The organism is Streptacidiphilus sp. PB12-B1b (genome assembly GCF_014084125.1).
Taxonomy (GTDB): domain Bacteria; phylum Actinomycetota; class Actinomycetes; order Streptomycetales; family Streptomycetaceae; genus Streptacidiphilus.
In genome coordinates, this window is the sequence record NZ_CP048405.1 from 1,230,240 (window position 1) to 1,254,328 (window position 24,089).

14 protein-coding genes are annotated in these 24,089 nt (G+C 73.1%); 11 read left to right on the forward strand and 3 right to left on the reverse strand.

Annotated elements, in window-relative coordinates; all coding sequences use genetic code 11:
- Positions 1–331 precede the first annotated feature (331 nt).
- Both hpf and GXW83_RS05680 read left to right on the forward strand, forming a co-directional pair.
- A complete protein-coding gene (gene hpf, locus GXW83_RS05675) occupies positions 332–949 on the forward strand; it encodes a ribosome hibernation-promoting factor, HPF/YfiA family (protein ID WP_182441800.1) in 618 nt (205 codons plus the stop codon).
- Between the two features lie 166 nt (positions 950–1,115).
- The gene (locus tag GXW83_RS05680; RefSeq protein WP_182441801.1) at positions 1,116–1,841 is read left to right on the forward strand and encodes a response regulator transcription factor; all 726 of its coding nucleotides are present in this window, start codon (positions 1,116–1,118) and stop codon (positions 1,839–1,841) included.
- A gap of 19 nt (positions 1,842–1,860) precedes the next feature.
- Here GXW83_RS05680 and GXW83_RS05685 read toward each other — a convergent pair whose 3' ends face one another.
- Positions 1,861–3,063, reverse strand: a complete 1,203-nt coding sequence (locus GXW83_RS05685) for a winged helix-turn-helix domain-containing protein (RefSeq protein WP_182441802.1) — start codon at positions 3,061–3,063, stop codon at positions 1,861–1,863.
- Positions 3,064–3,583: 520 nt separating this feature from the next.
- Here GXW83_RS05685 and pelF point away from each other — a divergent pair.
- The 5 genes from pelF (at position 3,584) to secA (ending at position 11,132) form a co-directional block, all read left to right on the forward strand.
- A complete protein-coding gene (gene pelF, locus GXW83_RS05690; protein WP_182441803.1) occupies positions 3,584–5,056 on the forward strand; it encodes a GT4 family glycosyltransferase PelF in 1,473 nt (490 codons plus the stop codon).
- Positions 5,056–6,471, forward strand: a complete 1,416-nt coding sequence (locus GXW83_RS05695) for a hypothetical protein (RefSeq protein ID WP_182441804.1) — start codon at positions 5,056–5,058, stop codon at positions 6,469–6,471. Before pelF ends, GXW83_RS05695 begins: the two co-directional genes overlap by 1 nt.
- 42 nt (positions 6,472–6,513) lie before the next feature.
- Positions 6,514–7,212 carry a spherulation-specific family 4 protein gene (locus GXW83_RS05700; protein WP_225446777.1) on the forward strand — a complete coding sequence of 233 codons (699 nt, stop codon included), beginning with the start codon at positions 6,514–6,516 and terminating at the stop codon, positions 7,210–7,212.
- A gap of 38 nt (positions 7,213–7,250) precedes the next feature.
- Entirely contained in the window at positions 7,251–8,135 is an 885-nt protein-coding gene (locus tag GXW83_RS05705; protein WP_182441806.1) for an endo alpha-1,4 polygalactosaminidase, read from the forward strand.
- Between the two features lie 237 nt (positions 8,136–8,372).
- Positions 8,373–11,132: a preprotein translocase subunit SecA gene (gene secA / locus GXW83_RS05710; RefSeq protein WP_182441807.1), complete on the forward strand. Its 2,760-nt coding sequence runs from the start codon at positions 8,373–8,375 to the stop codon at positions 11,130–11,132.
- Positions 11,133–11,168: 36 nt separating this feature from the next.
- On the opposite strand, the gene GXW83_RS05715 is transcribed toward secA, so the two are convergent.
- The gene (locus GXW83_RS05715; protein ID WP_182441808.1) at positions 11,169–11,624 is read right to left on the reverse strand and encodes an Rv3235 family protein; all 456 of its coding nucleotides are present in this window, start codon (positions 11,622–11,624) and stop codon (positions 11,169–11,171) included.
- A 362-nt stretch (positions 11,625–11,986) separates the two neighbouring features.
- Between GXW83_RS05715 and GXW83_RS05720 the strand changes: the two genes are divergently transcribed.
- The 3 genes from GXW83_RS05720 (at position 11,987) to GXW83_RS05730 (ending at position 18,610) form a co-directional block, all read left to right on the forward strand.
- On the forward strand, positions 11,987–12,502 hold the full coding sequence (locus GXW83_RS05720) for a hypothetical protein (protein ID WP_182441809.1): 516 nt from the start codon (positions 11,987–11,989) through the stop codon (positions 12,500–12,502).
- A 49-nt stretch (positions 12,503–12,551) separates the two neighbouring features.
- Entirely contained in the window at positions 12,552–13,226 is a 675-nt protein-coding gene (locus GXW83_RS05725; protein WP_182441810.1) for an HAD family hydrolase, read from the forward strand.
- A gap of 452 nt (positions 13,227–13,678) precedes the next feature.
- Positions 13,679–18,610 carry an NAD-glutamate dehydrogenase gene (locus tag GXW83_RS05730; protein WP_182441811.1) on the forward strand — a complete coding sequence of 1,644 codons (4,932 nt, stop codon included), beginning with the start codon at positions 13,679–13,681 and terminating at the stop codon, positions 18,608–18,610.
- Positions 18,611–18,757: 147 nt separating this feature from the next.
- On the opposite strand, the gene GXW83_RS05735 is transcribed toward GXW83_RS05730, so the two are convergent.
- Positions 18,758–21,613 carry an FHA domain-containing protein gene (locus GXW83_RS05735; RefSeq protein WP_182441812.1) on the reverse strand — a complete coding sequence of 952 codons (2,856 nt, stop codon included), beginning with the start codon at positions 21,611–21,613 and terminating at the stop codon, positions 18,758–18,760.
- Between the two features lie 376 nt (positions 21,614–21,989).
- Between GXW83_RS05735 and GXW83_RS05740 the strand changes: the two genes are divergently transcribed.
- Positions 21,990–23,993, forward strand: coding sequence for a serine/threonine-protein kinase (locus GXW83_RS05740; protein WP_182441813.1), 2,004 nt, complete (start codon positions 21,990–21,992; stop codon positions 23,991–23,993).
- Positions 23,994–24,089 lie beyond the last annotated feature (96 nt).

Genomic DNA, 24,089 nt, shown 5'->3' on the forward strand with positions numbered 1-24,089 from the left:
GGTGGTCGGCAGGGTTGTGGATCACCGGCCGCCCCCAGCCTTTCGGTGCGGTGGCTGCATTGTCCGGCCTTTGGCCGGTCTTCACTCGAACGGCGGCAGCACCGGTCGAAGACTCTGCCGGGCGGTGGCGGCCCAGGGGGCGGCGGGCGGTCGCTGCCGGGCGAGCGGAAGCAGGGGATCCGATGTTCTATGGGGTTCCGACCGCCGTGAGCGGGGAGGAGTGGGGTGAGGGGCGGCCCCGTCCACCCCGGGCGGGCGGTGCTGCGTACTCGACGGGCCGTGCGGACCTCTGCGGGTCCGCCGGTGACAGTGCTAGGGATCGGAGATCTGCGTGGACATCGTCGTGAAGGGTCGCAAAACCGAGGTGCCCGAGCGGTTCCGCAAGCACGTGGCCGAGAAGCTGGAGCACATCCAGAAGCTCGACGGCAAGGTCATCAGCCTCGACGTGGAGCTGTCCAAGGAGCGCAATCCCCGGCAGGCGGAGCGGTCCGACCGGGTGGAGATCACCCTGCTCAGCAAGGGCCCGGTGATCCGGGCCGAGGCGTGCGCGCCCGATCCGTACGCGGCGCTCGACCTGGCCTCGGCCAAGCTGGACGCGCAGTTGCGCAAGGCCGCCGACCGCCGCCGGATGCACCGTACCTTGAGCGTCGCCGAGGCGTCGGCCCAGATGGCCGAGGAGGCCGAGGCCCAGGCCGCTGCCGACCACGAGTCGCAGGCGCCCCCGCTGACCCGGATCGGGTCGCTGGAGATCGAGGGCGAGGGCCCGCTGATCGTCCGCGAGAAGACGCACGCGGCTGTCCCGATGGCGCTCGACCAGGCGTTCTACGAGATGGAACTGGTCGGGCACGACTTCTACCTGTTCATGGACAGCGACACCGGTCAGCCCAGCGTGGTCTACCGCCGGCACGGATACGACTACGGGGTGATCCACCTCAAGCTGGAGGAGTAGCACCGGACGAGTCGAGGGGCGTGGCGCCGGGCGTCGCGCCCCTCGTTGTGCGCTGTGCGCGCCCGCGGTGCACCCAGGAGTGAATTGGCTGCCGATGGTTGATCGCGCGGCTCGCGGAGCGTGGAATCATAGCGGCAAGAGCCGACCAGCCGAGGGGGAGGACCGGATGGGGGAGCGATGGGACCACCGGAGCGACGACGACCGGGACGCCGAGCGTCCGCGCCGTGCCGTCGAGCCGATCAGGGTCCTGGTCGTGGACGACCACGCACTGTTCCGGCGCGGTCTGGAGATCGTCCTCGCGCAGGAGGAGGACATCCAGGTCGTGGGCGAGGCCGGGGACGGCGCCGAGGCCGTGGAGAAGGCCGTCGACCTGCTGCCCGACATCATCCTGATGGACGTGCGGATGCCCAGGCGCAGCGGCATCGAGGCGTGCACCTCCATCAAGGAGGCAGCCCCCAGTACGAAGATCATCATGCTGACGATCAGCGACGAGGAAGCCGACCTGTACGAGGCGATCAAGGCGGGGGCCACCGGCTACCTGCTGAAGGAGATCTCCACCGACGAGGTCGCCACCGCGATCCGGGCCGTCGCCGACGGCCAGTCGCAGATCAGCCCGTCCATGGCGGCGAAGCTGCTCACCGAGTTCAAGTCGATGATCCAGCAGCGTTCGGACGACCGGATGCTGCCCGCGCCCCGGCTGACCGACCGCGAGCTGGAGGTGCTCAAGCTGGTGGCGACCGGGCTGAACAACCGCGACATCGCCAAGCAGCTGTTCATCAGCGAGAACACCGTGAAGAACCATGTGCGCAACATCCTGGAGAAGCTGCAGCTGCACTCCAGGATGGAGGCCGTGGTCTACGCGATGCGGGAGAAGATCCTCGAAATAGGGTGAGCCCCGCGCGGCCGGGCGGTCAGCCGACGGCAGGGGCGGCGAGCAGCCCTTCCAGGGCTGGGCGCAGCGCCTCGGCGTGCAGCCGCTCGACCCGTACGCCGTCGCAGCCGACCCAGCTCGCCGCCTCGGTCAGCGCGCGGGCCAGGGCCTCCAGGTGCTTGGCGGAGTCCAGCGACACCTGCCGGGCGACCAGCGTCCGGCCCTCGCGGGCCGGGTCGACGCGGCCCACCAGCTGGCCACCGGTCAGCAGCGGCATGGCGAAGTAGCCGTGCTGCCGCTTCTCCTTGGGCGTGTACGCCTCCAGCCTGTGGGTGAGGCCGAAGATCCGCTCGGTGCGGGCGCGGTCCCACACCAGGGAGTCGAACGGCGACAGCAGCGTGGTGCGGTGGCGTCCGCGCGGCTCGGCGGCCAGCGCGGCCGGATCGGCCCAGGCCGTGGCGGCGGCCCCGGCCCGACCCCAGCCCTCGACCAGCACCGGGACCAGGCCGCTGTCCGGCAGCGCGGCCGTGACCTGCTGGGACTTCAACCGGTGGTAGTCGGAGAGGTCCTTGGCGGTGGCCACGCCCAGGGCCACGCCGGACTGGTGCAGCAGCTGCCGCAGGCAGGCGTCGTCGTCGGGGTCGGCGTCGAGCAGCGCGGCGGGGACGGCGCGCTCGGCCAGGTCGTAGACGCGCTTCCAGGAGCGGCGCTCGCCGCAGACCACCTGGCCGGTGTCGAGCAGCCACTCCACGGCGATCTTGGTCTCGGACCAGTCCCACCACTCGCCGCCTGCCTTCGCCCCGCCCAGCTCGGTGGCGGTGAGCGGGCCGTCCGTGCGCAGCCGGTCCAGCACCTCGGCGCAGGAGCGCTCGGCGTCCTGCAGCCGGTGCCAGCGGTGGCCGCGGGCCAGGAAGGCCCGCCGCCGGAAGGAGAACAGCGGCCACTCCTCGATGGGCAGGATGCACGCCGCGTGCGACCAGTACTCGAAGGTGGTGCCCGCACCCCAGTAGGCGGCCTCGACGGCGGGGCGGCCGACCGCGCCCAGCCGGGCGTACGGGATCAGCTCGTGGGAGCGGGCCAGTACCGAGATGGTGTCCAGCTGCACTGCGCCCAGGTGCCGCAGGACGCCGCGGACACCGCCGCGGCGGTCCGGCGCGCCGAGCAGGCCCTGGGCGCGCAGGGCGATCCGGCGGGCCTCGTCGGCGGAGAGGGTGAGCGTGGGGCGGGGCGCGGCGCTACTCATGGGGGCCAGCGTAGGACCCGCCACTGACACACCCGGCGCCGGCGGCCGCGGCTGCGGAGCACCGAAGCGAACAGGTGGCCGTCGGCATCACTCGCAGGGGTGAGATATCCGCCGAAGTCCCTGGAAGGCCCGCTGAACTGTCGGTCCGGGCTCCTAGCATCTGACTGCGGGCGCAGGAGTCGCGGGGGCGACGGGGGAAGGTGCCGGGGCCGGGCCCCGGAACAGCAGGCACGGCAGGGCCGGGGGAGAGCGCGCCGACTCGATCCGATGCAGGGTCTTCCGCACGCGGTGCGGCCGTGACCGCCCGGTCGGCGGCGGGCCGCGCCCGGGCAACGAGCGGCGCGGCAGGCAGGCAGCAGACAGCGGCGACGGACGAGCGGCGACGGACGAGCGGCGACAGAGCAGCAGCGACAGCAGTCGGACAGCAGCACGCAGCGATCGCACCGTGTCCCGGGCCGCCCACCGCGAGGCCCCGGACGCGCCCGGCGACGTGTCGATGCCGGAGGGGGCACACACAACCATGAACGGGCCAGTCGAAGTCACCCTGCTCACCGAGGGCACCTACCCGTACGTCCACGGCGGGGTGAGTGTCTGGTGCGACCAACTCGTCCAGGGCATGCCGGACGTGCGGTTCCACGTCCTCGGGATCACCGGCAGCGGCCGCGAGCCCCACGTCTGGACGCTGCCGCCGCAGGTGGCGTCCGTCAGCTCGGCTCCGCTGTGGGGCCGGATGCCCTCGGGCGCCGCGCCGCGCGGGCGCGAGCTGCGGCGCTTCCTCGCCGGGTACGAGCGGTTCCTGCTCTCGCTGCTGGACGCCGACTTCGAGCACTACTTCGCCGACGAGCTGTACGAGCTGGCCGAGTTCGCGCTGACCGGCGGCTCGCTCACGGCCGCCCTGCGCAGCGAGGGGGCGCTGCGCTCGCTGCAGTCCCTGTGGTCCCTCCCGTTCCTGGCCACCCATGCCGCCCGCCCCACCGTCCAGGACGCCCTGCAGGCCACCGACCTGCTGGAGCACGCCCTGCGCCCGCTGGCGGTCCAGCCGCCCAGCCGGGGGGTGGCGCACGCCGTGACCGGGGGCCTCGCGGTGCTGCCGGGGCTGACCGCGCGGCGCTTCCACGGGGTGCCGCTGCTCCTCTCCGAGCACGGCATCTACCTGCGCGAGCGCTATCTGAGCTACCGCACGGCGCCCTACCGCTGGCCGGTGAAGGCACTGATCCTGGGCTTCTTCCGGATGCTCGCCACCGAGGGCTACCGGGGGGCCGACCTGATCACCCCGTGCAACCGCTACAACCGGCGCTGGGAGGAGCGCGGCGGCTGTGATCCCGAGCGGATCCGCACCGTCTACAACGGGGTCGACCCCGACCTCTTCCCCTACGCCGGCCCCGAGCCGCGGACGCCGACGCTGAGCTGGGCCGGGCGGATCGACCCGATCAAGGATTTGGAGACCCTCATCCGGGCCTTCGCTCTGGTCCGGGCCGAGATCCCGGACGCCAGGCTGCGGTTGTTCGGTGGCGTGCCGGCCGGGGGCGAGCCCTACCGGGAGCAGTTGGACCGGCTCGCCGCGCAGCTCGGGGTGGCACCCGGCGTCTCCTTCGAAGGCCGGATCGACACCGTCCGGCACGCCTACGCGGCCGGCAGCGTGGTGATGCTGTCCAGCATCTCCGAGGGCTTCCCGTTCAGCCTGATCGAGGCCATGGCCTGCGGCCGGGCCACGGTCTCCACCGACGTCGGCGGGGTCCGCGAGGCGGTCGGGGAAGCCGGGCTGGTGGTGCCGCCGCGCGAGCCGGAGGCCATGGCGCGGGCGGCCCTGGGACTGCTGCGCGATCCGGGGCGCCGCACCGCGCTGGGCCGCTCCGCGCGCGAGCGGGTGCTCGACCGGTTCACCCTCGAGCGGACCGTCACCACCTTCCACGGCCTCTACCGGGCCCTGCTGGAGCAGCCGCGCGAGAGCTGGACCCCGGCGGCGGAGCCGGCCCTGGCCGGGTGCTGCTGATGAGCGCGACCCTGGAACTCCTGCCCGGGCTCAGCCTGGCACCGCTTCCGCCGCCACTGCCGCGCCCGGCCGCCGCACCCGGGGGCGGCGCGGTCGATCCGGCGCGGGAGGCGGCGGCCCGCTTCAGCGGTGTCGCCGCAGCCGCCGTGCACCCCTTCGAAGTCGCTGCCGCCATCGAGGCCGACGGCGTGACGGATCGTCAGGTCCAGCGCGACTACGGCCGAATGGACGCCTTCGAGCTGGCCGAGGAGCTGTACGCCGACACCCCCCGGGACTACCCCGAGCCGGAACCGGCACCCTCGCCGTGGGCCGCGCCGCTGTCGGCCAGCCTGCTGCGCGGCCTGGTCTACGCGCTGCCCGGGCTGGCCTTCCCGCTCGGCCGTCCGATCCTCAGCGGCCCCGCCGACCGGGGCGGCCTGCCGCACGGGACCTTCGCCCTGGCGACCTCGCTGCTGCTGTGCTGGGGCTGGAACCAGGGGCTGGCCCACCGGGCGCACCTGTGGCTGGGGCGTGGCGGCCGCCGCTCGGCCGGGCGCTGCCTGGGCCGCGGCGCTCTGGCCGGCGCGCTGCTCGGCACCGTCGGCGCGCTGGTCGCGGCGCTGCTCACCGGTCGGCACGTCGGCGATGTGCTGCTGTTCTGCGCCGGGCAGTCGGTCTACATGGGCGCCTCCTGCGTGCTGCTGGTGCTGGGCGGCGAAGCCGCACTGCTGGGCGCGCTCGCCCCGGCCGCGCTCGGCGGCGCGGCCGTCGTCACCGGGCTGACTCCGGCGACAGCCGGGCTGGTGCCGCTGCTGCTGTGCACGCTGCTGCTGGCCGTCGCGCAGGCCGTGCGCGCGCTGCGGGCCTGCCGCCAGGGGCAGGACGCCGACGCCGACGAGCCCCCGCCCGGCCTGTACGCCTCCCTGCCGCACGCCCTGTTCGGGCTGGCCATGGCCCTGCTGACGCTGGGCACCGCCCTGCGCGGCAGCCATGTCGAGGTGGCGCCGACGGTCGCGCTCACCCTCAGCATGGGCCCCGCGGAGTGGCTGCTCTACGGCTACCGCAGTCGCATCCACCACGCCCTGCGGGCCGCCGCCAGCTCGCGGGCCTTCGCGCTGCGCTCGGTCCACTCGCTGCTGCTGGGTCTCGGCAGCTACCTCGGCATACTCGCGGCCCTGGGGATCGTCCTCGGTGCGGCCCTGGCCGGGCTCCCCGTCGGCGCGCAGCTCCTGGCGCTGCTGCCGCTGGGCGCGGCGGTCTGGACGGCGCTGCTGCTCCAGGCCCTGGGCTCGGCCTGGCTCGCCGCCGGGATATGCGCCCCCGCCGCGGCCGCGACGCTGGCGGGAGCGGCCGAGACCCAGGTGGGCGGCGCGGCGGCAGTGGTGCTGCTGCTGGTCGCCTGCGGGACGCTCGGGCGGGCGACCGTGCACCGCTGACCCGAGCTGATGTGCCATCAGATCCTTGACAATGGAGTGACATTGACGACCCACGAGGCAGCCGGGCGACGGCTGCTCGTCCCCCTCTACGCCTATCCCGGCACCGAGCCGGAGCCCTGGGCCATGGTCGAGGCCCACGCCGACTCGCTGGCCGGGGTGGTCCTCAACCCGCACAGCGGACCGGGGCCGGAGCCGGAGCCGGAGTTCGCCGCGGTCGCCGCCCGGCTGCGCTCGGCCGGGGTGCCGCTGCTCGGCTACGTTGACAGCGACTACGGCCGCCGCCACCACCGCGAGGTGGTGGCGGACATCGCCCGCCACCGCGACTGGTACGGCGTGGACGGGGTCTTCCTCGACCAGGCCGCGTCGGGGCTGGACTCGCTGCCGCACTACCGTCGGCTCGCGGTCGCGGCGCGCTCGCTGGACGCCGCCGCGGTGGTGTTCAACCCGGGCGTCCACCCGCACCCGGGCTTCGCCGAGGTCGCCGACCTGGTGATCACCTTCGAGGGGGAGTGGGAGCAGTACCGGGCGCTGCGCACGCCGCCGTGGACGGAGTCCTTCCCGGCGCAGCGCTTCGGGCACCTGGTGCACGGCACCCCGGCCGCCCTGTGCTCGGCCGTCGCCGAGTTGGCGCGGCTGCGTCACGCGGCGGTCAGCTACGCCACCCCGGGCACGGGCGCGAACCCCTGGGGCGTGCTGATGCCGCAGCTGTGCGCGCCGGCTCCGGCCCGGGACCGGTGCTGAGCCGCCGCGGCGGGCGCGGCGGGCCGGGCGCGGGACGCATGGTCGCTGCGCTCGCGGGGGTGCTGGTGGGGGCGCTGGCGGCGGCTGCCTGCAGCCCCGGGAGCGGCTCCTCGGGCGCCGCCCCCACCGCAACCGCCCCGCCGACGGCCGCCCCGCCGACGGCCGGTCCGGCTCCCACGGCCGGCCCCGCGTCCACGGCCGGGACGGCCCCGGTCGGCGGGGCGGTGCGGTGGCAGCCGAAGCCGGGCACCGGCTGGCAGTGGCAGCTCAGCGGGCCGCTCGACACCGGCGTCGACGCCGCCGTCTACGACGTCGACGGCTTCACCACCACCGCCGCGCAGGTCGCCGCCCTGCACGCGCGGGGCCGGAAGGTGGTCTGCTACCTCAGCGTGGGCTCGTACGAGGACTTCCGCCCCGACCGGCAGCGCTTCCCCGCCGTGCTGCTCGGCCGGTCGGACGGCTGGCCGGGCGAGCGCTGGCTGGACATTCGGCGGCTGGACCTGCTGGAGCCGATCATTGCGGCCAGGTTCGCCATGTGCCGCAGCAAGGGCTTCGACGGTGTCGAGCCCGACAATGTCGACGGCTACGCCAATGACACCGGATTCCCGCTCACCGCCGCCGATCAGCTCTCCTTCAATCGGATGGTGGCGGCACTGGCCCATGCCCGGGGTCTCGCGGTGGCCCTGAAGAACGACCTCGACCAGGTGCCCCAGCTGGTCGGCGCCTTCGACTTCTCCGTCGACGAGCAGTGCGCCGAATATCAGGAGTGCGATGAGCTGATCCCTTTCGTCGCCGCCGGGAAGGCCGTGTTCCAGGCCGAGTACAACCTGCCCCTCGCCGCCTTCTGCCCGGCCGCCCGGCGGCTGGGTTTCAGCGCGGAGCTGAAGCACCTCTCGCTGGACGCCTGGCGCGAGCCGTGCTGAGCGCCCGCAACACCAGAGGCCGGAAGGGGATTCCTGGTCGTCCTGGAGAATTCTCATGTCTGATTTGTATAAAGTTGACGGTCCTGACCGACCCACTCGCACGGGTGATGGCGATGGATAGTGCTGACGGGCCTCCCGGCCCGCTCGTTTCCTCGCATACGATGGCGGCGCGGTGGTGTGTCTCCATCGCCACTGCACCGATCGCCCAGTGCCAGCCCAGGCAAGGAGCCAGCCCACGTGTCCGTCTTCGACAAGGTCTTGCGCGTAGGCGAAGGAAAGATCCTTCGTAAGCTGAACCGCATTGCCGCCCAGGTCAACTCCATCGAAGAGGACTTCGTCAACCTGACGGATGCGCAGCTGCGTGCGCTCACCGACGAGTACCGGGAGCGCCTCGCGGACGGTGAGTCCCTGGATGACATCCTCCCCGAAGCCTTTGCGACCGTTCGTGAGGCCGCGAAGCGCACCCTCGGCCAGCGCCACTACGACGTACAGATCATGGGCGGCGCGGCCCTGCACAACGGGTACGTCGCCGAGATGCGCACCGGTGAGGGCAAGACCCTCGTCGGCACGCTCCCCGCGTACTTGAACGCCCTGACCGGCAAGGGTGTGCACCTGATCACGGTCAACGACTACCTCGCCGAGCGCGACTCGGAGTGGATGGGCCGGGTGCACCGCTTCCTCGGCCTCGAGGTCGGCGTGATCCTCGCCAACATGAGCCCGGCCGAGCGCCGCAAGCAGTACGCCTGCGACATCACGTACGGCACCAACAACGAGTTCGGCTTCGACTACCTGCGCGACAACATGGCGTGGTCGCAGGACGAACTGGTACAGCGCGGCCACAACTTCGCCATCGTGGACGAGGTCGACTCGATCCTGATCGACGAGGCCCGTACGCCGCTGATCATCTCCGGCCCGGCCGACCAGGCCACCAAGTGGTACGGCGACTTCGCCAAGCTGGTCAAGCGGCTGAAGATCGACGTGGACTACGAGGTCGACGAGAAGAAGCGCACCGTGGGCGTCCTGGAGTCCGGTGTCACCCGGGTCGAGGACTACCTGGGCATCGACAACCTCTACGAGTCCGCCAACACCCCGCTTGTCGGCTTCCTGAACAACGCCATCAAGGCCAAGGAGCTGTACAAGAAGGACAAGGACTACGTCGTCATGGAGGGCGAGGTCCTCATCGTCGACGAGCACACCGGCCGCATCCTCGCCGGTCGCCGCTACAACGAGGGCATGCACCAGGCGATCGAGGCCAAGGAGGGGGTGGAGGTCCAGAACGAGAACCAGACGCTGGCCACCATCACCCTGCAGAACTTCTTCCGCCTGTACGACAAGCTGTCCGGGATGACCGGTACCGCGCAGACCGAGGCGGCGGAGTTCCACCAGATCTACAAGCTCGGCGTGGTGCCGATCCCCACCAACCGGGTGCCGCTGCGCATCGACCAGCCCGACCTGATCTACAAGTCCGAGCCGGCCAAGTTCGCCGCCGTGGTCGAGGACATCGCCGACAAGCACGCCAAGGGCCAGCCGATCCTGGTCGGCACGGTCAGCGTCGAGAAGTCCGAGTACCTGGCGCAGGAGCTGCGCAAGCGCGGCATCCAGCACGAGGTGCTGAACGCCAAGCACCACGAGCGCGAGGCGCAGGTCGTCGCCCAGGCCGGGCGCAAGGGCGCGGTCACCGTGGCCACCAACATGGCCGGCCGCGGCACCGACATCATGCTCGGCGGCAACCCCGAGCACCTGGCCTCGGCCGAGCTGGCGCAGCGCGGGCTCTCCCCGGTGGACACCCCCGAGGAGTACGAGGCCGCCTGGCCGGACGCGCTGGAGAAGGCCAAGGCCGCGGTCAAGGCCGAGCAAGAGGAGGTCCAGGAGCTGGGCGGCCTCTACGTGCTCGGCACCGAGCGGCACGAGTCCCGCCGGATCGACAACCAGCTGCGCGGCCGTTCCGGCCGTCAGGGCGACCCGGGCGAGTCCCGCTTCTACCTGTCGCTGGGCGACGACCTGATGCGCCTGTTCAAGGCGGGCATGGTCGAGCGCGTGCTGTCGATGGCCAACGTCCCCGAGGACGTGCCGATCGAGTCGAAGATGGTCACCCGGGCCATCGCCTCCGCGCAGACCCAGGTCGAGCAGCAGAACTTCGAGATCCGCAAGAACGTCCTGAAGTACGACGAGGTGCTGAACCGCCAGCGCGAGGTGATCTACGGCGAGCGCCGCCGCGTCCTGGAGGGCGAGGACCTGCGCGAGCAGATCGACCACTTCATGGACGACACGGTCGAGGCCTATGTGAAGAACGCCACGGCGGACGGCTTCGCCGAGGAGTGGGACTTCGACAAGCTCTGGACGGCTCTGGGCCAGCTGTACCCGATCAGCCTGACCGTCGAGGACCTGGAGGAGGAGCACGGCGACCGCTCCGGCATCACCGCCGACCTGCTGGCCGAGGCGGTCCGCGAGGACCTGCACGCCAAGTACGTCGAGCGCGAGCAGCAGCTCGGCGAGCCGGTGATGCGGGAGCTGGAGCGCCGGGTCGTGCTCTCGGTGCTGGACCGCCGCTGGCGCGAGCACCTCTACGAGATGGACTACCTCCAGGAGGGCATCGGCATGCGGGCCCTGGCCCAGCGCGACCCCCTGGTCGAGTACCAGCGTGAGGGCTTCGACATGTTCTCCGCGATGATGGAGGGCATCAAGGAGGAGTCCGTCGGCTACCTGTTCAACCTGGAGGTCCAGGTCGAGCAGCAGGTCGAGGAGGTCCCCCTGCCCGACGCCGACGCGGTCGAGCTGGAGAAGCCGCTGGACGGCAACCGTCCGGAGATCCGCGCCAAGGGCTTGGAGGCCCCGCAGCGTCCGGACCGGCTGCACTACACCGCCCCGTCGGTGGACGGCGAGGGCGGCGTGATCGAGGGCGACTTCCTCAACGACGACGAGGCGGTCGAGGACGGCGTGACGGAGACCCGCGCGGACCGCCGCCGGGCCGCCAAGGGCCGTCGCCGCAAGAAGTAGCCACCGCAGCACCCGTAGCAGCACCGTCATGGCGGTTCACCACCTGGTTTCCAGGGCGGTGAACCGCCATGTGCCGTTCCGGTGGCGCGGGGCGCGGCGCAGCTCCAGCCGGAACGCCAGCATCTCCAGCCGGTCGCCGACCCGCACCGACGCGGCCACCTCCAGCACCCCGGGCGCGGGGGAGTCGTCGAAGACCTTCCAGAGCACCGGCCGGGTGCCGCCGGGGCCGAGCAGGCAGCGGCGGCGGACCAGGGTGCGGACGTCGTCGTGGACCTCCTCGGTGGACAGGGCGGTCAGCTGCTCGCACACCCGGTGCCCGCTGAGCACCTCCAGCAGCCGCTGGGCGTAGCGGCTGGCCAGCAGGTTGGCGTCGGTGCGGGTGGGGGCGGGGTCGCAGTGCCGGAGCCGGCCGGCGCCCACGCCGTGGAGCCGTCCGAGCCGCACCGCGCCCGGTGCGGGAGCGACGGCCTGCTGGATCTGGGTCTCGACCATGGTGGCAACCCCTGTCGTCGGTGTGAACGCGAAAGTGTGTGCGGCTGGGTCTCGGCGGCGGAGTCCCTGCGGCGGAGTCCTGCTGCTGAGCGTGAGCACAGTGGTACTCGCTGCCACTGACAGCAACAAGCACCCGCTGTCGGACGCGGCTCACCCTGCGAAGTTCACCTATCCGAGTGCAACAGAGGCTCTGACCTGCGCGAACATCCGTCAGCTGTGCGATCCGGCGTTTACCCACAGCTATCGGAACCCACCCGATCGATCACGCTGCGGGGCCGTCCGGGTGATCCGGCGGGCGGCGGGCGGCGGACGCCTATGCTGGGCGCAGGAACTTCCTCCCCGACCTCCCCCGGAGCGCCCCGATGCGCGTGTACGTCCCGACCACCCTGAACGCCCTGGCGCAGGCGCATGCCGAGGGGAGCCTCGGCCAGGCTCCGCTGCGCGCGTATGCGGTCACGCCCGCGCTTCGGGAGTGGTATCTCAGCGACGACATCGAGGAGTTGGAGTACGCGGCGCTGGTCCGCGCGGCCCAGTCCTCGCTGCGGCTGCTCGCCGACGACGCCAAGGCGCCGCGCCGCCGGGTGGTGGTCGCGGTGGACGTCCCCGACCGCGCGGTCGGCCTGCAGGTCGACATCGAGCACGAGCACCCGGCCGCCCTCGGCGCGGTGACCCTGTCCGAGCCGCTGCTGCTGGCCAAGGCCGCCGCGGTGCACGCCGACGCCGACGACGCCGAGGTCCTGGACGACGTCGCGGCCGCCGCCGCCGCGGTGGCCGCCGCCGACGCCGGGGACGAGGACGCCCGCTTCACCGTGGACGGCGCCGAGGACCACGAGCTCCTCTGGTACGCCATCCAGGAACTCCCCGCCCTGCTCCCCTGAGCGCTGCCCGATGCTTCCGGCTGTCAGTGCCCCCGGATACGGTCCTTCCATGCGTGTACACCTCGTCTGGGACTGGAACGGCACCCTCTTCGACGACATCGACGCGGTGGTGGCGGCCAGCAATGCCGCCTTCGCCGAGCTGGGCCTCGGCCCGCTCACCGTGGAGCAGTACCGGGAGACCTACCGGGTTCCGGTGATCGACTTCTATGAGCACCGGATGGGGCGCAGCCTCGCCCGGGAGGAGTGGGAGCAGATGGACGCCTGCTTCCACGGCCACTACACGGCCCTGCGCGACGGCTGCCGGCTCACCGTCGGCGCCGAGGGCCTGCTGGCCGCCTGGCTGCTGGGCGCGGGCGAGCGGACGCAGTCGTTGCTGTCCATGTACGGGCACGACGAGCTGGTCCCGCTGATACGCAGCCTGGGCCTGCAGCGGCACTTCCTCCGGGTCGACGGCCGGGACGGCACCGGCGGCGTCTCCGGCAAGGCCGAGTACCTGGTCCGGCACCTGCAGGCGCTGGCGGCCGAGCAGGTCAGCCCGGCGCGCACGGTGCTGATCGGCGACGCCCTGGACGACGCCCGCGCCGCCGCGCACGCCGGGGCGCACGCCGTGCTGTTCACCGGCGGCTCGCACAGCCGCCGGGAGCTGGAGCGGTTCGGCGTGCCGGTGGCCGACACCCTGGCCGAGGCGGTCGCCTACGCGGAGGAGCTGGTCGCCGCGGGCTGACGCCGGGCTGACGCCGGACGGACGCCGGACGGACGGGCGGGCTGCCTGCGGGGGAGGGCCGATGCCCGGCTGTCTGACCGGTGGTCAGGGCGCGGATGCGGGTGCGGACCCGGGCACGGCCCCGAGGGGGCGCGTTCGCGGGGCCCGCTCCGGCAGGGTCAGGGGTGGGCCGTCGGACGTTAGGGGTTGCCCGCACACCCGGTCCACAGATGCCACCTGGACAACTCGTACACGTGGGACCAAAGATCCTGACGCACTGCTCCGATCCGGCCCCTGACAGTCCCCCTTACCCCCGTTAGGCTCGCCGTGAAACCTCGTCGATGGGCGGGATTCGCCGGGTCATTCGCTTCCGTTACCGGACATGCGGGAGGATACGGGCAGTCTCGGCGGTCTCGTGCAGCAGACGAATACCACCGAGTCACGCAACGGCGCGCGACAGGAGCCAGATAACCATGCAGACCCAGCTGGACGCAGCCAAGGCCGACCTGCTCAGCAAGGCCGCTCAGGGGGAGCCGCTCGGCGAGGGTGCCCTGGCCTCGTACCTCCGGCACTACTACCTGCACACGGCACCGGAGGACCTGCTCGACCGCGACCCGGTCGACATCTACGGAGCGGCGGCATCCCACTACGGCTTGGCGGCGAACCGCCCGCAGGGCACGGCGGAGGTGCGGGTGTACACCCCGGCCTCCGAGGAGGACGGCTGGTCCTGCGGCCGTACCGTGGTCGAGGTGGTCACCGACGACATGCCGTTCCTGGTGGACTCCGTCACCAACGAACTCTCCCGGCTCGGGCGCGCGATCCATGTGGTGATCCACCCGCAGCTGCTGGTCCGCCGCGACATCACCGGCAAGCTGCTGGAGATCCTCGACGTCGACGCCTGCACCACGGACAAGCCGCAGGACGCCCTGCTGGAGTCCTGGATGCACATCGAGATCGACCGCGAGACCGAGCGCGAGCAGCTCACCGCCGTCGAGGCCGACCTGCGCCGGGTCCTGGTGGACGTCCGCGAGGTCGTCGAGGACTGGACGAAGATGCGCGAGAGCGCCCTGCGCCTGGCCGACGACCTGCACGGCGAGCCCCCGGCCGAGCTGCCGCGGACCGAGGTCGAGGAGGCCCAGGAGCTGCTGCGCTGGCTTGCTGACGACCACTTCACCTTCCTCGGGTACCGCGAGTACGACCTGGTCCAGTCCGAGGAGGGCGAGGACGTGCTGCACGCCGTCCCCGGCACCGGCCTCGGGGTGCTGCGCTCCGACCCGCGCGCCCACGCGCACGCCGGGGACGCCATGTCCTCCGCCTCCTTCAGCCGTCTCGCCGCGCCGGCCCGCTCCAAGGCCCGCGAGCGGAAGCTGCTGGTGCTGACCAAGGCCAACAGCCGCGCCACCGTGCACCGGCCGTCCTACCTGGACTACGTGGGCGTCAAGAAGTTCGACGCCCAGGGCAACGTCATCGGCGAGCGCCGCTTCCTCGGCCTGCTGACCGCCTCCGCCTACACCGAGTCGGTCACCCGCATCCCGGTGGTGCGCGGCAAGGTCGCCCAGGTCGTCGCCGACTCCGGCTTCACCCCGGAGAGCCACGACGCCCGCGACCTGGTCCAGATCCTGGCGACCTACCCCCGCGACGAGCTGTTCCAGACCCCGGCCGACGAACTGCTCCAGGTCGCGCTGAACGTCCTCTACCTCCAGGAGCGCCGCAAGCTGCGGCTGTTCCTGCGTCAGGACGAGTACGGCCGCTACTTCTCCGCGCTGGTGTACCTGCCGCGTGACCGCTACACCACTCGCGTCCGGCTGCGGCTGATGGACCTGCTGATGCAGGAGCTCGGCGGCTCCGCCATCGACTACACCGCGTGGAACACCGAATCGGTGCTCGCCCGGCTGCACTTCGTGGTCCGGGTACCGGCCGGCAGCGAGCTGCCGCAGCTGACCGACGCCGACGTGGAGCGGCTGGAGGCCAAGCTGGCCGAGGCCGCCCGCTCCTGGGTGGACAACTTCAACGAGGAACTGGCGCTGCTCTACAGCGACGAGGAGGCCGCGCTGGCCTCGCGCCGCTACGCCGGGGCCTTCCCCGACGGCTACCGCGCCGACTTCACCCCGGCCCAGGCCGTCGCCGACATGCACCGGCTGGAGTCGCTGACCGGCCCGACCGACTTCCGGCTGAACCTCTACCAGGTCGAGGGCGCGCCCGCCGACGAGAGCCGCTTCAAGATCTACTGGGTGGGCGGCTCGGTCTCGCTCAGCGAGGTGCTGCCGGTGCTGCAGCGCCTGGGCGTCGAGGTCCTCGACGAGCACCCGTACGAGCTGTCCCGAAGCGACGGCACGGCCGCCTGGGTGTACGACTTCGGCCTGCGGCTGCGGCCCGACGTGGCCGGCAACATCACCGAGGACGCCCGCGAGCGCTTCCAGGAGGCGTTCGCCGCCGCCTGGACCGGCAAGGTCGAGAACGACGGCTTCAACTCGCTGATCCTGCGCGCCGGGCTGACCTGGCGCCAGGCCGTGGTGCTGCGCGCCTACGCCAAGTACCTGCGCCAGGCCGGGTCCACCTTCTCCCAGGACTACGTGGAGGACGCGCTCACCAACAACGTCCACGCCACCCACCTGCTGGTGAACCTGTTCGAGGCGCGGCTGTCGCCCGCCCACCGGCAGGGCGCGGACGAGCTCACCGAGGGCATCCTGGAGGAGCTGGACGGCGCGCTCGACCAGGTCGTCAGCCTGGACGAGGACCGCATCCTGCGCTCCTTCCTCACCCTGATCAAGGCGACGCTGCGGACCAACTTCTTCCAGCGCGACCCGCAGACCGGCGAGCCGCACTCCTACGTGTCGATGAAGTTCGACCCGCAGGCCATTCCGGACCTCCCCGCGCCCCGCCCGGCGTACGAGATCTGGGTGTACTCGCCGCAGGTCGAGGGCGTGCACCTGCGCTTCGGCAAGGTCGCCCGCGGCGGCCTGCGCTGGTCCGACCGCCGCGAGGACTTCCGCACCGAGGTGCTGGGCCTGGTCAAGGCGCAGATGGTGAAGAACACGGTGATCGTGCCGGTCGGCTCCAAGGGCGGCTTCGTCGCCAAGCAGCTGCCCGACCCGAACGTGGACCGCGCCGCCTGGATGGCCGAGGGCATCGCCTCCTACAAGACCTTCATCAGCGGCCTGCTGGACATCACCGACAACCTGATCGCCGGCACCGGCGTCGTCCCGCCCAAGGACGTCGTCCGGCACGACGGCGACGACACCTACCTGGTCGTCGCCGCCGACAAGGGCACCGCGACCTTCTCCGACATCGCCAACGAGGTCGCCGAGTCGTACGGCTTCTGGCTCGGCGACGCCTTCGCCTCCGGCGGCTCCGCCGGATACGACCACAAGGGCATGGGCATCACCGCCAAGGGCGCCTGGGAGTCGGTCAAGCGGCACTTCCGCGAGCTGGGCCACGACACCCAGAGCGAGGACTTCACCGTCGTCGGCATCGGCGACATGTCCGGTGACGTCTTCGGCAACGGCATGCTGCTCAGCGAGCACATCCGGCTGGTCGCGGCCTTCGACCACCGGCACATCTTCGTGGACCCGGACCCGGACGCGGCGACCTCCTTCGCCGAGCGCAAGCGGCTGTTCGACCTGCCGCGCAGCTCCTGGGAGGACTACGACAAGGCGCTGGTCTCGGCCGGCGGCGGGATCTTCCCGCGGACCGCCAAGTCCATCAACATCACCCCGCAGATGCGCGAGGCGCTCGGCATCGCCGACGGCACCACCCGGCTCACCCCGGCCGAGCTGATGAAGGCGATCCTGCTCGCCCCGGTCGACCTGCTGTGGAACGGCGGCATCGGCACCTACATCAAGGCGGCCGCGGAGAACAACGCCGAGGTCGGCGACAAGGCCAACGACGCCATCCGGGTCAACGGCTCCGAGCTGCGGGTCAAGGTCCTCGGCGAGGGCGGCAACCTCGGCGCCACCCAGCTCGGCCGGATCGAGTTCGCCACCAGCGGCGGCCCGCTCGGCCCCGACGGCGAGCCGACCGGCGGCGCGGTCAACACCGACGCCATCGACAACTCGGCCGGTGTCGACACCTCCGACCACGAGGTCAACATCAAGATCCTGCTCAACCGGGTCGTCAACGAAGGCGGCATGACGGTCGAGCAGCGCAACGCCCTGCTGGCCGAGATGACCGAGGACATCGGCGAGCACGTCCTGCGCAACAACTACGCGCAGAACGTCGCCCTGGCCAACGCCCTGGCGCAGGCGCCGAGCATGCTCAACGTCCACGCCCGGATGATGCGCAAGCTGGTCGCCGACGGGCACCTCAACCGGGCCCTGGAGTTCCTGCCGAGCAATGCCCAGCTGCGCGAACGCTCCAGCGCCGGGCGGGGGTTGACCCAGCCCGAGATGTCGGTGCTGCTCGCCTACACCAAGATCACGCTGTCGGACGAGATCCTGGCCTCCGACCTGCCGGACGACCCGTACCTGCGCGGCAAGCTGCACCGCTACTTCCCCTCGCAGCTGCAGGAGCGCTTCGCCGAGCAGATCGACGCGCACGCCCTGCACCGCGAGATCATCACCACGGTGCTGGTCAACGAGACCATCAACCGGGGCGGTTGCACCTTCGCCTTCCGGCTGAAGGAGGAGACCGGCGCGACGTACGAGGAGATCGTCCGCTCGCACACCGCCGCCCGCTCCATCTTCGACCTCAAGGGCATGTGGGCCGAGATCGAGGACCTGGACAACAGCGTCCCGGCCGAGTTGCAGACGCAGATGCGGCTGCACAGCCGGCGCCTGGTCGAGCGCGCCACCCGCTGGCTGCTCAACAACCGCCGCCAGCCGCTGGACATCGCCGAGACCATCACGTTCTTCCGGGACCGCTGCAACGAGGTCTGGTCCCTGCTGCCGGACCTGCTGCACGGCTCCGACCGCGAGTGGTTCGACAGCGTCTACCAGGAGTTGGCGTCGGCCGGGGTGCCGGTGCTGCTGGCGACCCGGATGGCCGGGCTCTCCTCGGCCTTCCCGACGCTCGACATCGTCGAGGTCGCCGACCGCACCGGGCAGGACGTCCGCACCGTCGCCGAGGTCTACTACGACCTCGCCGACCGGCTGCAGATCTCCGGCCTGCTGGACCGGATCATCGAGCTGCCGCGCGACGACCGCTGGCAGTCCATGGCGCGCGCCGCCATCCGCGAGGACCTCTTCGCGGCGCACGCGGTGCTCACCCAGGACCTGCTGGACCACGGCGGCCAGGGAGCCACCCCGGAGCAGCGGTTCACCGCCTGGGCCGAGGACAACTCCACGCTGGTCACCCGGGCGCGGGCCACGCTCGACGACATAAGGGGTGCGGAGTCGTTCGACCTGGCCAACCTGAGCGTCGCCATGCGGGTCATCCGCACGCTGCTGCGCACCGGTTCGATGCGCTGACCGGCCGACCGCCGGCAGGTGCACGCACGCAGGGCCGCCCCCGAACGTCGGGGGCGGCCCTGCGCCGTCACAGCACCGGCTCGGCGCTCGCGGCAGCGGCCCGGGTGCCCGCAGCAGCGGCCCGGATGCTGGCAGCGGCGGCAGTGCTCAGAGCAGCGGCGGCGGGGGCGGGGCGTCCAAGGTCTCGGCGGCCCGTTGCAGGGCGCTGGCGAGCAGCGCCAGATCGGTCGGGCCGTTGCCCAGCTCGCGCACCGGGCGGCGGGCCGGGGGATCGCCCATGGCCGCCCAGTCCAGCGGGGCCACGGTCGGCCGCAGCGTGGCCGTGCGCGGGATGCGCCCGCTGACCCGCGCGCCCTGGAAGCCGGTCACCCGGCCGTCGGCGTAGCGGACGTAGCCGCGCCCCGGGTGCTCCTCGGTGACGGTCGCGGCGTCCTCCACGTGGATCAGCAGGGACGACAGCCGCGGGTCGTCCACCCGCAGGGCCACCCGCAGCTGCGCCGCCTCGTCCAGCTCGCTGCCGCTGCTGCGGTCCGGGTGGCCGGTGGCCACCGCGAGGTGGACGCCGAGGCGCGGCCCGCGCAGGGCGACCGCGTCCAGGGCGGCGGCCAGCGCGGCCCGCTCCCTGCCCGGCAGCAGCAGTTCGTCGTGGTCGTCGACGACCACCAGCAGCCGCGAGGGCGGGGCGGTGTCCAGGACGGTCCGGCCGGCGCCCGGGGGCCGCGGGTAGTCGTCGGGGGCGCGCCTGGGGGGCGCCAGCCGGGACAGCGCGCGCTCGGCGTGCCAGGAGGCGAACGAGCGCCCCTGGAGCAGCAGTTCGCGCCGGTCCAGCTCGGCGGTCAGGGCCTGGGCGGCGTGCAGCAGCCGCAACTCGTCCGAGCCGTCGACGTATCCGGTGACCTGCGGCAGCTCCAGGCAGGGGCGCAGGCCGCGGGCCTGGTCCTGCGGCGGCCGGGCCTCGATCAGCAGCACCCCGAGCCGGTCCGGGCGTTCGGCCACCGACAGCGACGCCAGCAGGGTGCGCAGCAGCTCGGTGCGGCCCGATCCGGGTGCGCCGCCGATCAGCAGGTGGTCGCTCAGGTCCAGACCGCAGGGGCCGTCGCGGTCCGCGCCGACCACGGCGGCCGGCAGCGTCCCGGAGGCCAGCTGCAGGTCGGTCCAGCGGCTGGAGATCTGGGCCGGGGTGACCACGTCCAGGCCGAGCAGGTCGAGCAGCCGGGGGGCGTCGGGAAGGGCGCCGCGACCGGGCCGGTGGCCGCTGTCGGCCTCCCGCAGCGGGGCGAGCGCGCGGGCCAGCCCCTCCGCCCAGGCGGCGGAGACCGCGTCCAGGGCGATGCCCTCGATCAGCTCGCGCGCCGGGTGGGCCCGGTGGTGGCCGCCGGAGGCCGAGGGGTAGGGCGGCGCGACCGGGCGCTCCAGCGTCAGCAGCGTGCCGACCTCGCCGGTGACCGCGGCGGTGGCGCCGCAGCCGCGCGGCAGCAGGTCGGGGTGGTCGGCGAGGCAGATGGCGTGCACGCCGGAGGCGGGGCCCTCGGCCAGGACCCGGGCCAGGTCGTTGCGGGCGGCGACGCTGCCCGGATCGCCGTCGACCAGCAGCACGGTGGCGCCGCCGGCCCGCTGCACCGGTCGGCGCAGCTCGGCCAGCCGGGCCTGCGCCTGCTCCGGCTCGAGCGCGGTCAGCAGCCGGCACGCCTGGCCCCGGCCGGGCCGCAGCTGCGGCAGCCAGTACAGCCAGGACCAGTCGCCGCCGCGCTCCCCGGTCGGGCGGGCGGGGTCGGCGCTGACCAGGACCAGCTCCAGCACGCTCGGGCCGTGCAGCACCGCGAGCTGGGCGAGCAGCGCCCGGGCGAGGCCGGTGAGCCGGTGGCGCGGCCCGGTCAGGCCGAGGCTGCCGACGGCGCGCAGGTCCAGCACCACCGGCGCGGCCGGGCGGCTGGTGCTGCCCAGGCGCAGCGCCAGGGTGTCGGGGTGGTCGAGCCCGCGCTCCCACAGCCGGGGGCCCGGGCCGAGCGCGGTGAGCAGCAGCTCGGCCGGGTCGGGCCAGCGGGTGGAGCGCACCGCCGGGGTGAGCGCCGGGAGGCGTACGCCGGAGGCCGGGGTGGGGGTGCTGGAGCTGCTCACGGCGGCGCTGCCGCCCTGGGCGGCGAGCGGCGGGTCCAGCGGCGCACCGGGGCGCGGCACGCGCCCCCTGAGCGTCAACAGACCCCGCGCGCGGGAGGCCAGCGGGCGTGCGGCGGGCTCCGGCGCGCCCGCCCCGGTGCCGGTCGCGGTCCGGCCGCGCGGCCCGCTGGGCACCGGCGGTGCCGGTCGCGGCACCAGCTGCACCTGGCCCTGGCCGTCCGGGATCAGGTCGGCCCGGTCCAGGTGGCCGGGCGCGATCCGCAGCACCGACTCGCCGAGGCCGATCAGCGCCCCGGGCGGGACCGTGCGCGGCTCCGGGCCGACCGGGCGGCCGTCCAGGGTGGTGCCGTTGGTGGAGCCGCTGTCGGCGACCGTCACCCGGCCGTCCTCGGAGACGTCGAGCAGCAGGTGGAACCGGGAGACGTCGGGATCGTCCAGCGGGACGTCGGCGGCGGAGGAGCGGCCCACCCGGACCTGACCGGCCTGCAGCAGGTGGATTCCCCCCGCGTCCGGCCCGCCGACGACCCGCAGCTCGGCCGGGGAGTCCTCCAGGGAGAGCGGGACGTGGTCCGGATCGGGCTCGTCCAGCCGCAGCAGCGCGCCGTCCACCAGCGGCGGGTGCCCGAGCACGGCGCGCTCGTCCAGCCGCTGGTCGCCCGCGTACAGCTGGACGTGGGTGGCCGCCCGGCCGCCCCGCGCGCCCTGGCGGCCGCCGACCGCGCCCGCGAGCGCGCCCGCCACCGCCCCCAGCGCCGTCCCGGCCGGGGCGGTCACCAGGACGTCCACGACCTGCGACGACGCCGGTACGGCGGCCTGCGCCTGGCCGTGCGCCGGTAGCGGCGGCACCCCGTCCCGCGGGCCGCACACGCTCAGCCGGATCTGCATCGTGGTCCGCCCCTTCCGCCCAGCCAATACCCGGACCTGGTGTCGCCCACCGCCGCGCTCAGGCACAACACATCACCCCCGTACGCGAGGTGGGCGCAACGGTGCTGAAGGCATCCTCCCATCCGCCACCGACAACACGACCACGGCACCCAAAGCAGTGATCTTGGGAACTTACCTCCCCGGCCCCGGCGTCCACCGGGTATACGCATGGAGCAGCAGCATGTGGCAGGGAAGTATGCCGCGGGACCGCAGGGGAAGCCCCGCGGATCGAACGCCATTAGAGTTGCCGAACACGAACACGCAGACAGGCAGACAGCTGGAGCGGGGCCGGGGGGACCGGCACCCAACGGCGCAAGGCACGACGAGGAGCGCACGGGTGCGTCCGGTTGGCAGCAAGTACCTGCTGGAGGAGCCGCTCGGCCGCGGCGCCACCGGTACCGTCTGGCGCGCCCGGGTACGGGACGAGGCCGGCGGCCCCGGCGACCAGGTCGTCGCCATCAAGGTCCTCAAGGAGGAGCTGGCGACCGACCCGGACATCGTCATGCGCTTCCTGCGGGAGCGCTCGGCGCTGCTGCGGCTGGTCCACCCCAACATCGTCCGGGTCCGCGACCTGGTGGTCGAGGGCGAGCTGCTGGCCCTGGTCATGGACCTGGTCGACGGCCCCGACCTGCACCGCTACCTGAGCGCACAGGGCCCGCTGAGCGCCGTCGCGGGCTCGCTGCTGATGGCCCAGGTCGCCGACGCCCTCGCCACCAGCCACGCCGACGGCATCGTCCACCGCGACCTGAAGCCCGCCAACGTGCTGCTGGCCACCCTGCGCAGCGAGGACGGCACCGAGCAGATGCACCCGCTGCTCACCGACTTCGGCATCGCCCGGCTCGCCGACTCGCCCGGCATCACCCGCACCCACGAGTTCGTCGGCACCCCGGCGTACGTCGCCCCGGAATCCGCCGAGGGCCGCGAGCAGACCGCGGCCGTGGACGTCTACGGCGCCGGGATCATGCTGTACGAGCTGGTCACCGGGCGGCCGCCGTTCCACGGCGACGGGCCGCTGCAGATCCTGCAGGCGCACCTCAGCCAGGAGCCCGAGCGGCCCCGGAACCTGCCCGAGCCGCTGTGGACCGTGATCGAGGCCTGCCTGCGCAAGGACCCGACCGCCCGGCCGACGGCGGTGACCCTGGCCACGGCGCTGCGCACGGTCGCCTCCGGCGTGGGCGTGCACGCCTCGCCCGCGGCCATCGACGCGGCCTTCGCCGTCGGCGCGCTGCTGGCCCCGGCCGCCCCGGCGGTCGACCCGCGCGGGGCGACCGTCCCGGACGGCCTGCGCTACGACCCGGCCGCGACCACCGTGCTCGCCGGCGGCTCGGGCCCCGGCGAGGGCTCGGGCCAGGGCTCCGGTCTGGACGGCGCGGGCCCGGAGGCCCGTACCGCCTTCCTGCCGCAGACGGGCCGGCCGGGGCAGACGGGCCAGGCAGGGCAGACGGCGCAGTTCGCGCAGACCGGGCAGCACGGCCAGTTCGGCTCGGCCGACCCGACCCAGCTGCTGCCCCCGGGCGCGGCTGACCCCACCCGGGTGCAGCCCGCCTTCCAGCAGGCCGGGCAGCAGACCACCCGGCAGCCCTGGGTGGAGCCGCAGGACGCCCCGGGGCAGCCCGAGGGCCCGCACCCGTGGCAGAGCCAGCTGCGGGCCGCCCGCACCCGCAACGAGCAGACCCAGATCGGCTACCCGGCCCCGGCCGAGCCGCAGCAGCGCTCCCGGCCGCAGGTGGCCCCGCCGCCGTACCGGGCCGCGCCCGGCGGCTACCAGGACGGCGGTCACCAAGGCGGCGGCTACCAGGACGCCGGATATCAGGACGCCGGCTACCAGGCGGACCCGTACCAGCCGCAGCCGCAGCACCGTCCGGGCCAGAACGGGCAGGGCGGCCAGAACGGCCAGACCAGCCAGGACGCCCGAGCCAGGGGCCGGTCCGGCGCGTACCCGCCGCAGTCCCCGCCGCCGCGGGCGCGGGAGCGGGCCGGGGGGCACATCCCGGAGCGCATCGCCGAGCCCGAGCCCGAGCGGGCACCGCGCTCCGCGCCGCCGCGCGAGCCGGAGCCCGAGCCGCGCCCGCGGCGCGAGCCGAGGCCCGCGCGCCGTCGGCGGATGCGCATCCCCGGTTCGGGCTGTCTGCGCACGCTGCTGATCCTGGCCGTCATCGTGGCCGTGATCTGGTACTTCACGCCGGTCCAGCACTGGATCCAGAACGTGGAGGGCTGGTGGCACCAGGTGAACCACTGGTTCCACAGCATCACCGGCGCGGCCGGCAGCGCCGCCAACAAGATCAAGAACGCCACCCCGACGCTGCCGTCGACGCCCTCTCTGCCGTCGGTCGGCAACTGACCTTTCCCGGCATCGGGATTGACGCTTTGTCGACTTACGGCACGAAGTAACCGCACCTGGTTCACCCAAGCGGCCCTACTCCGCGTACGTTGGTGG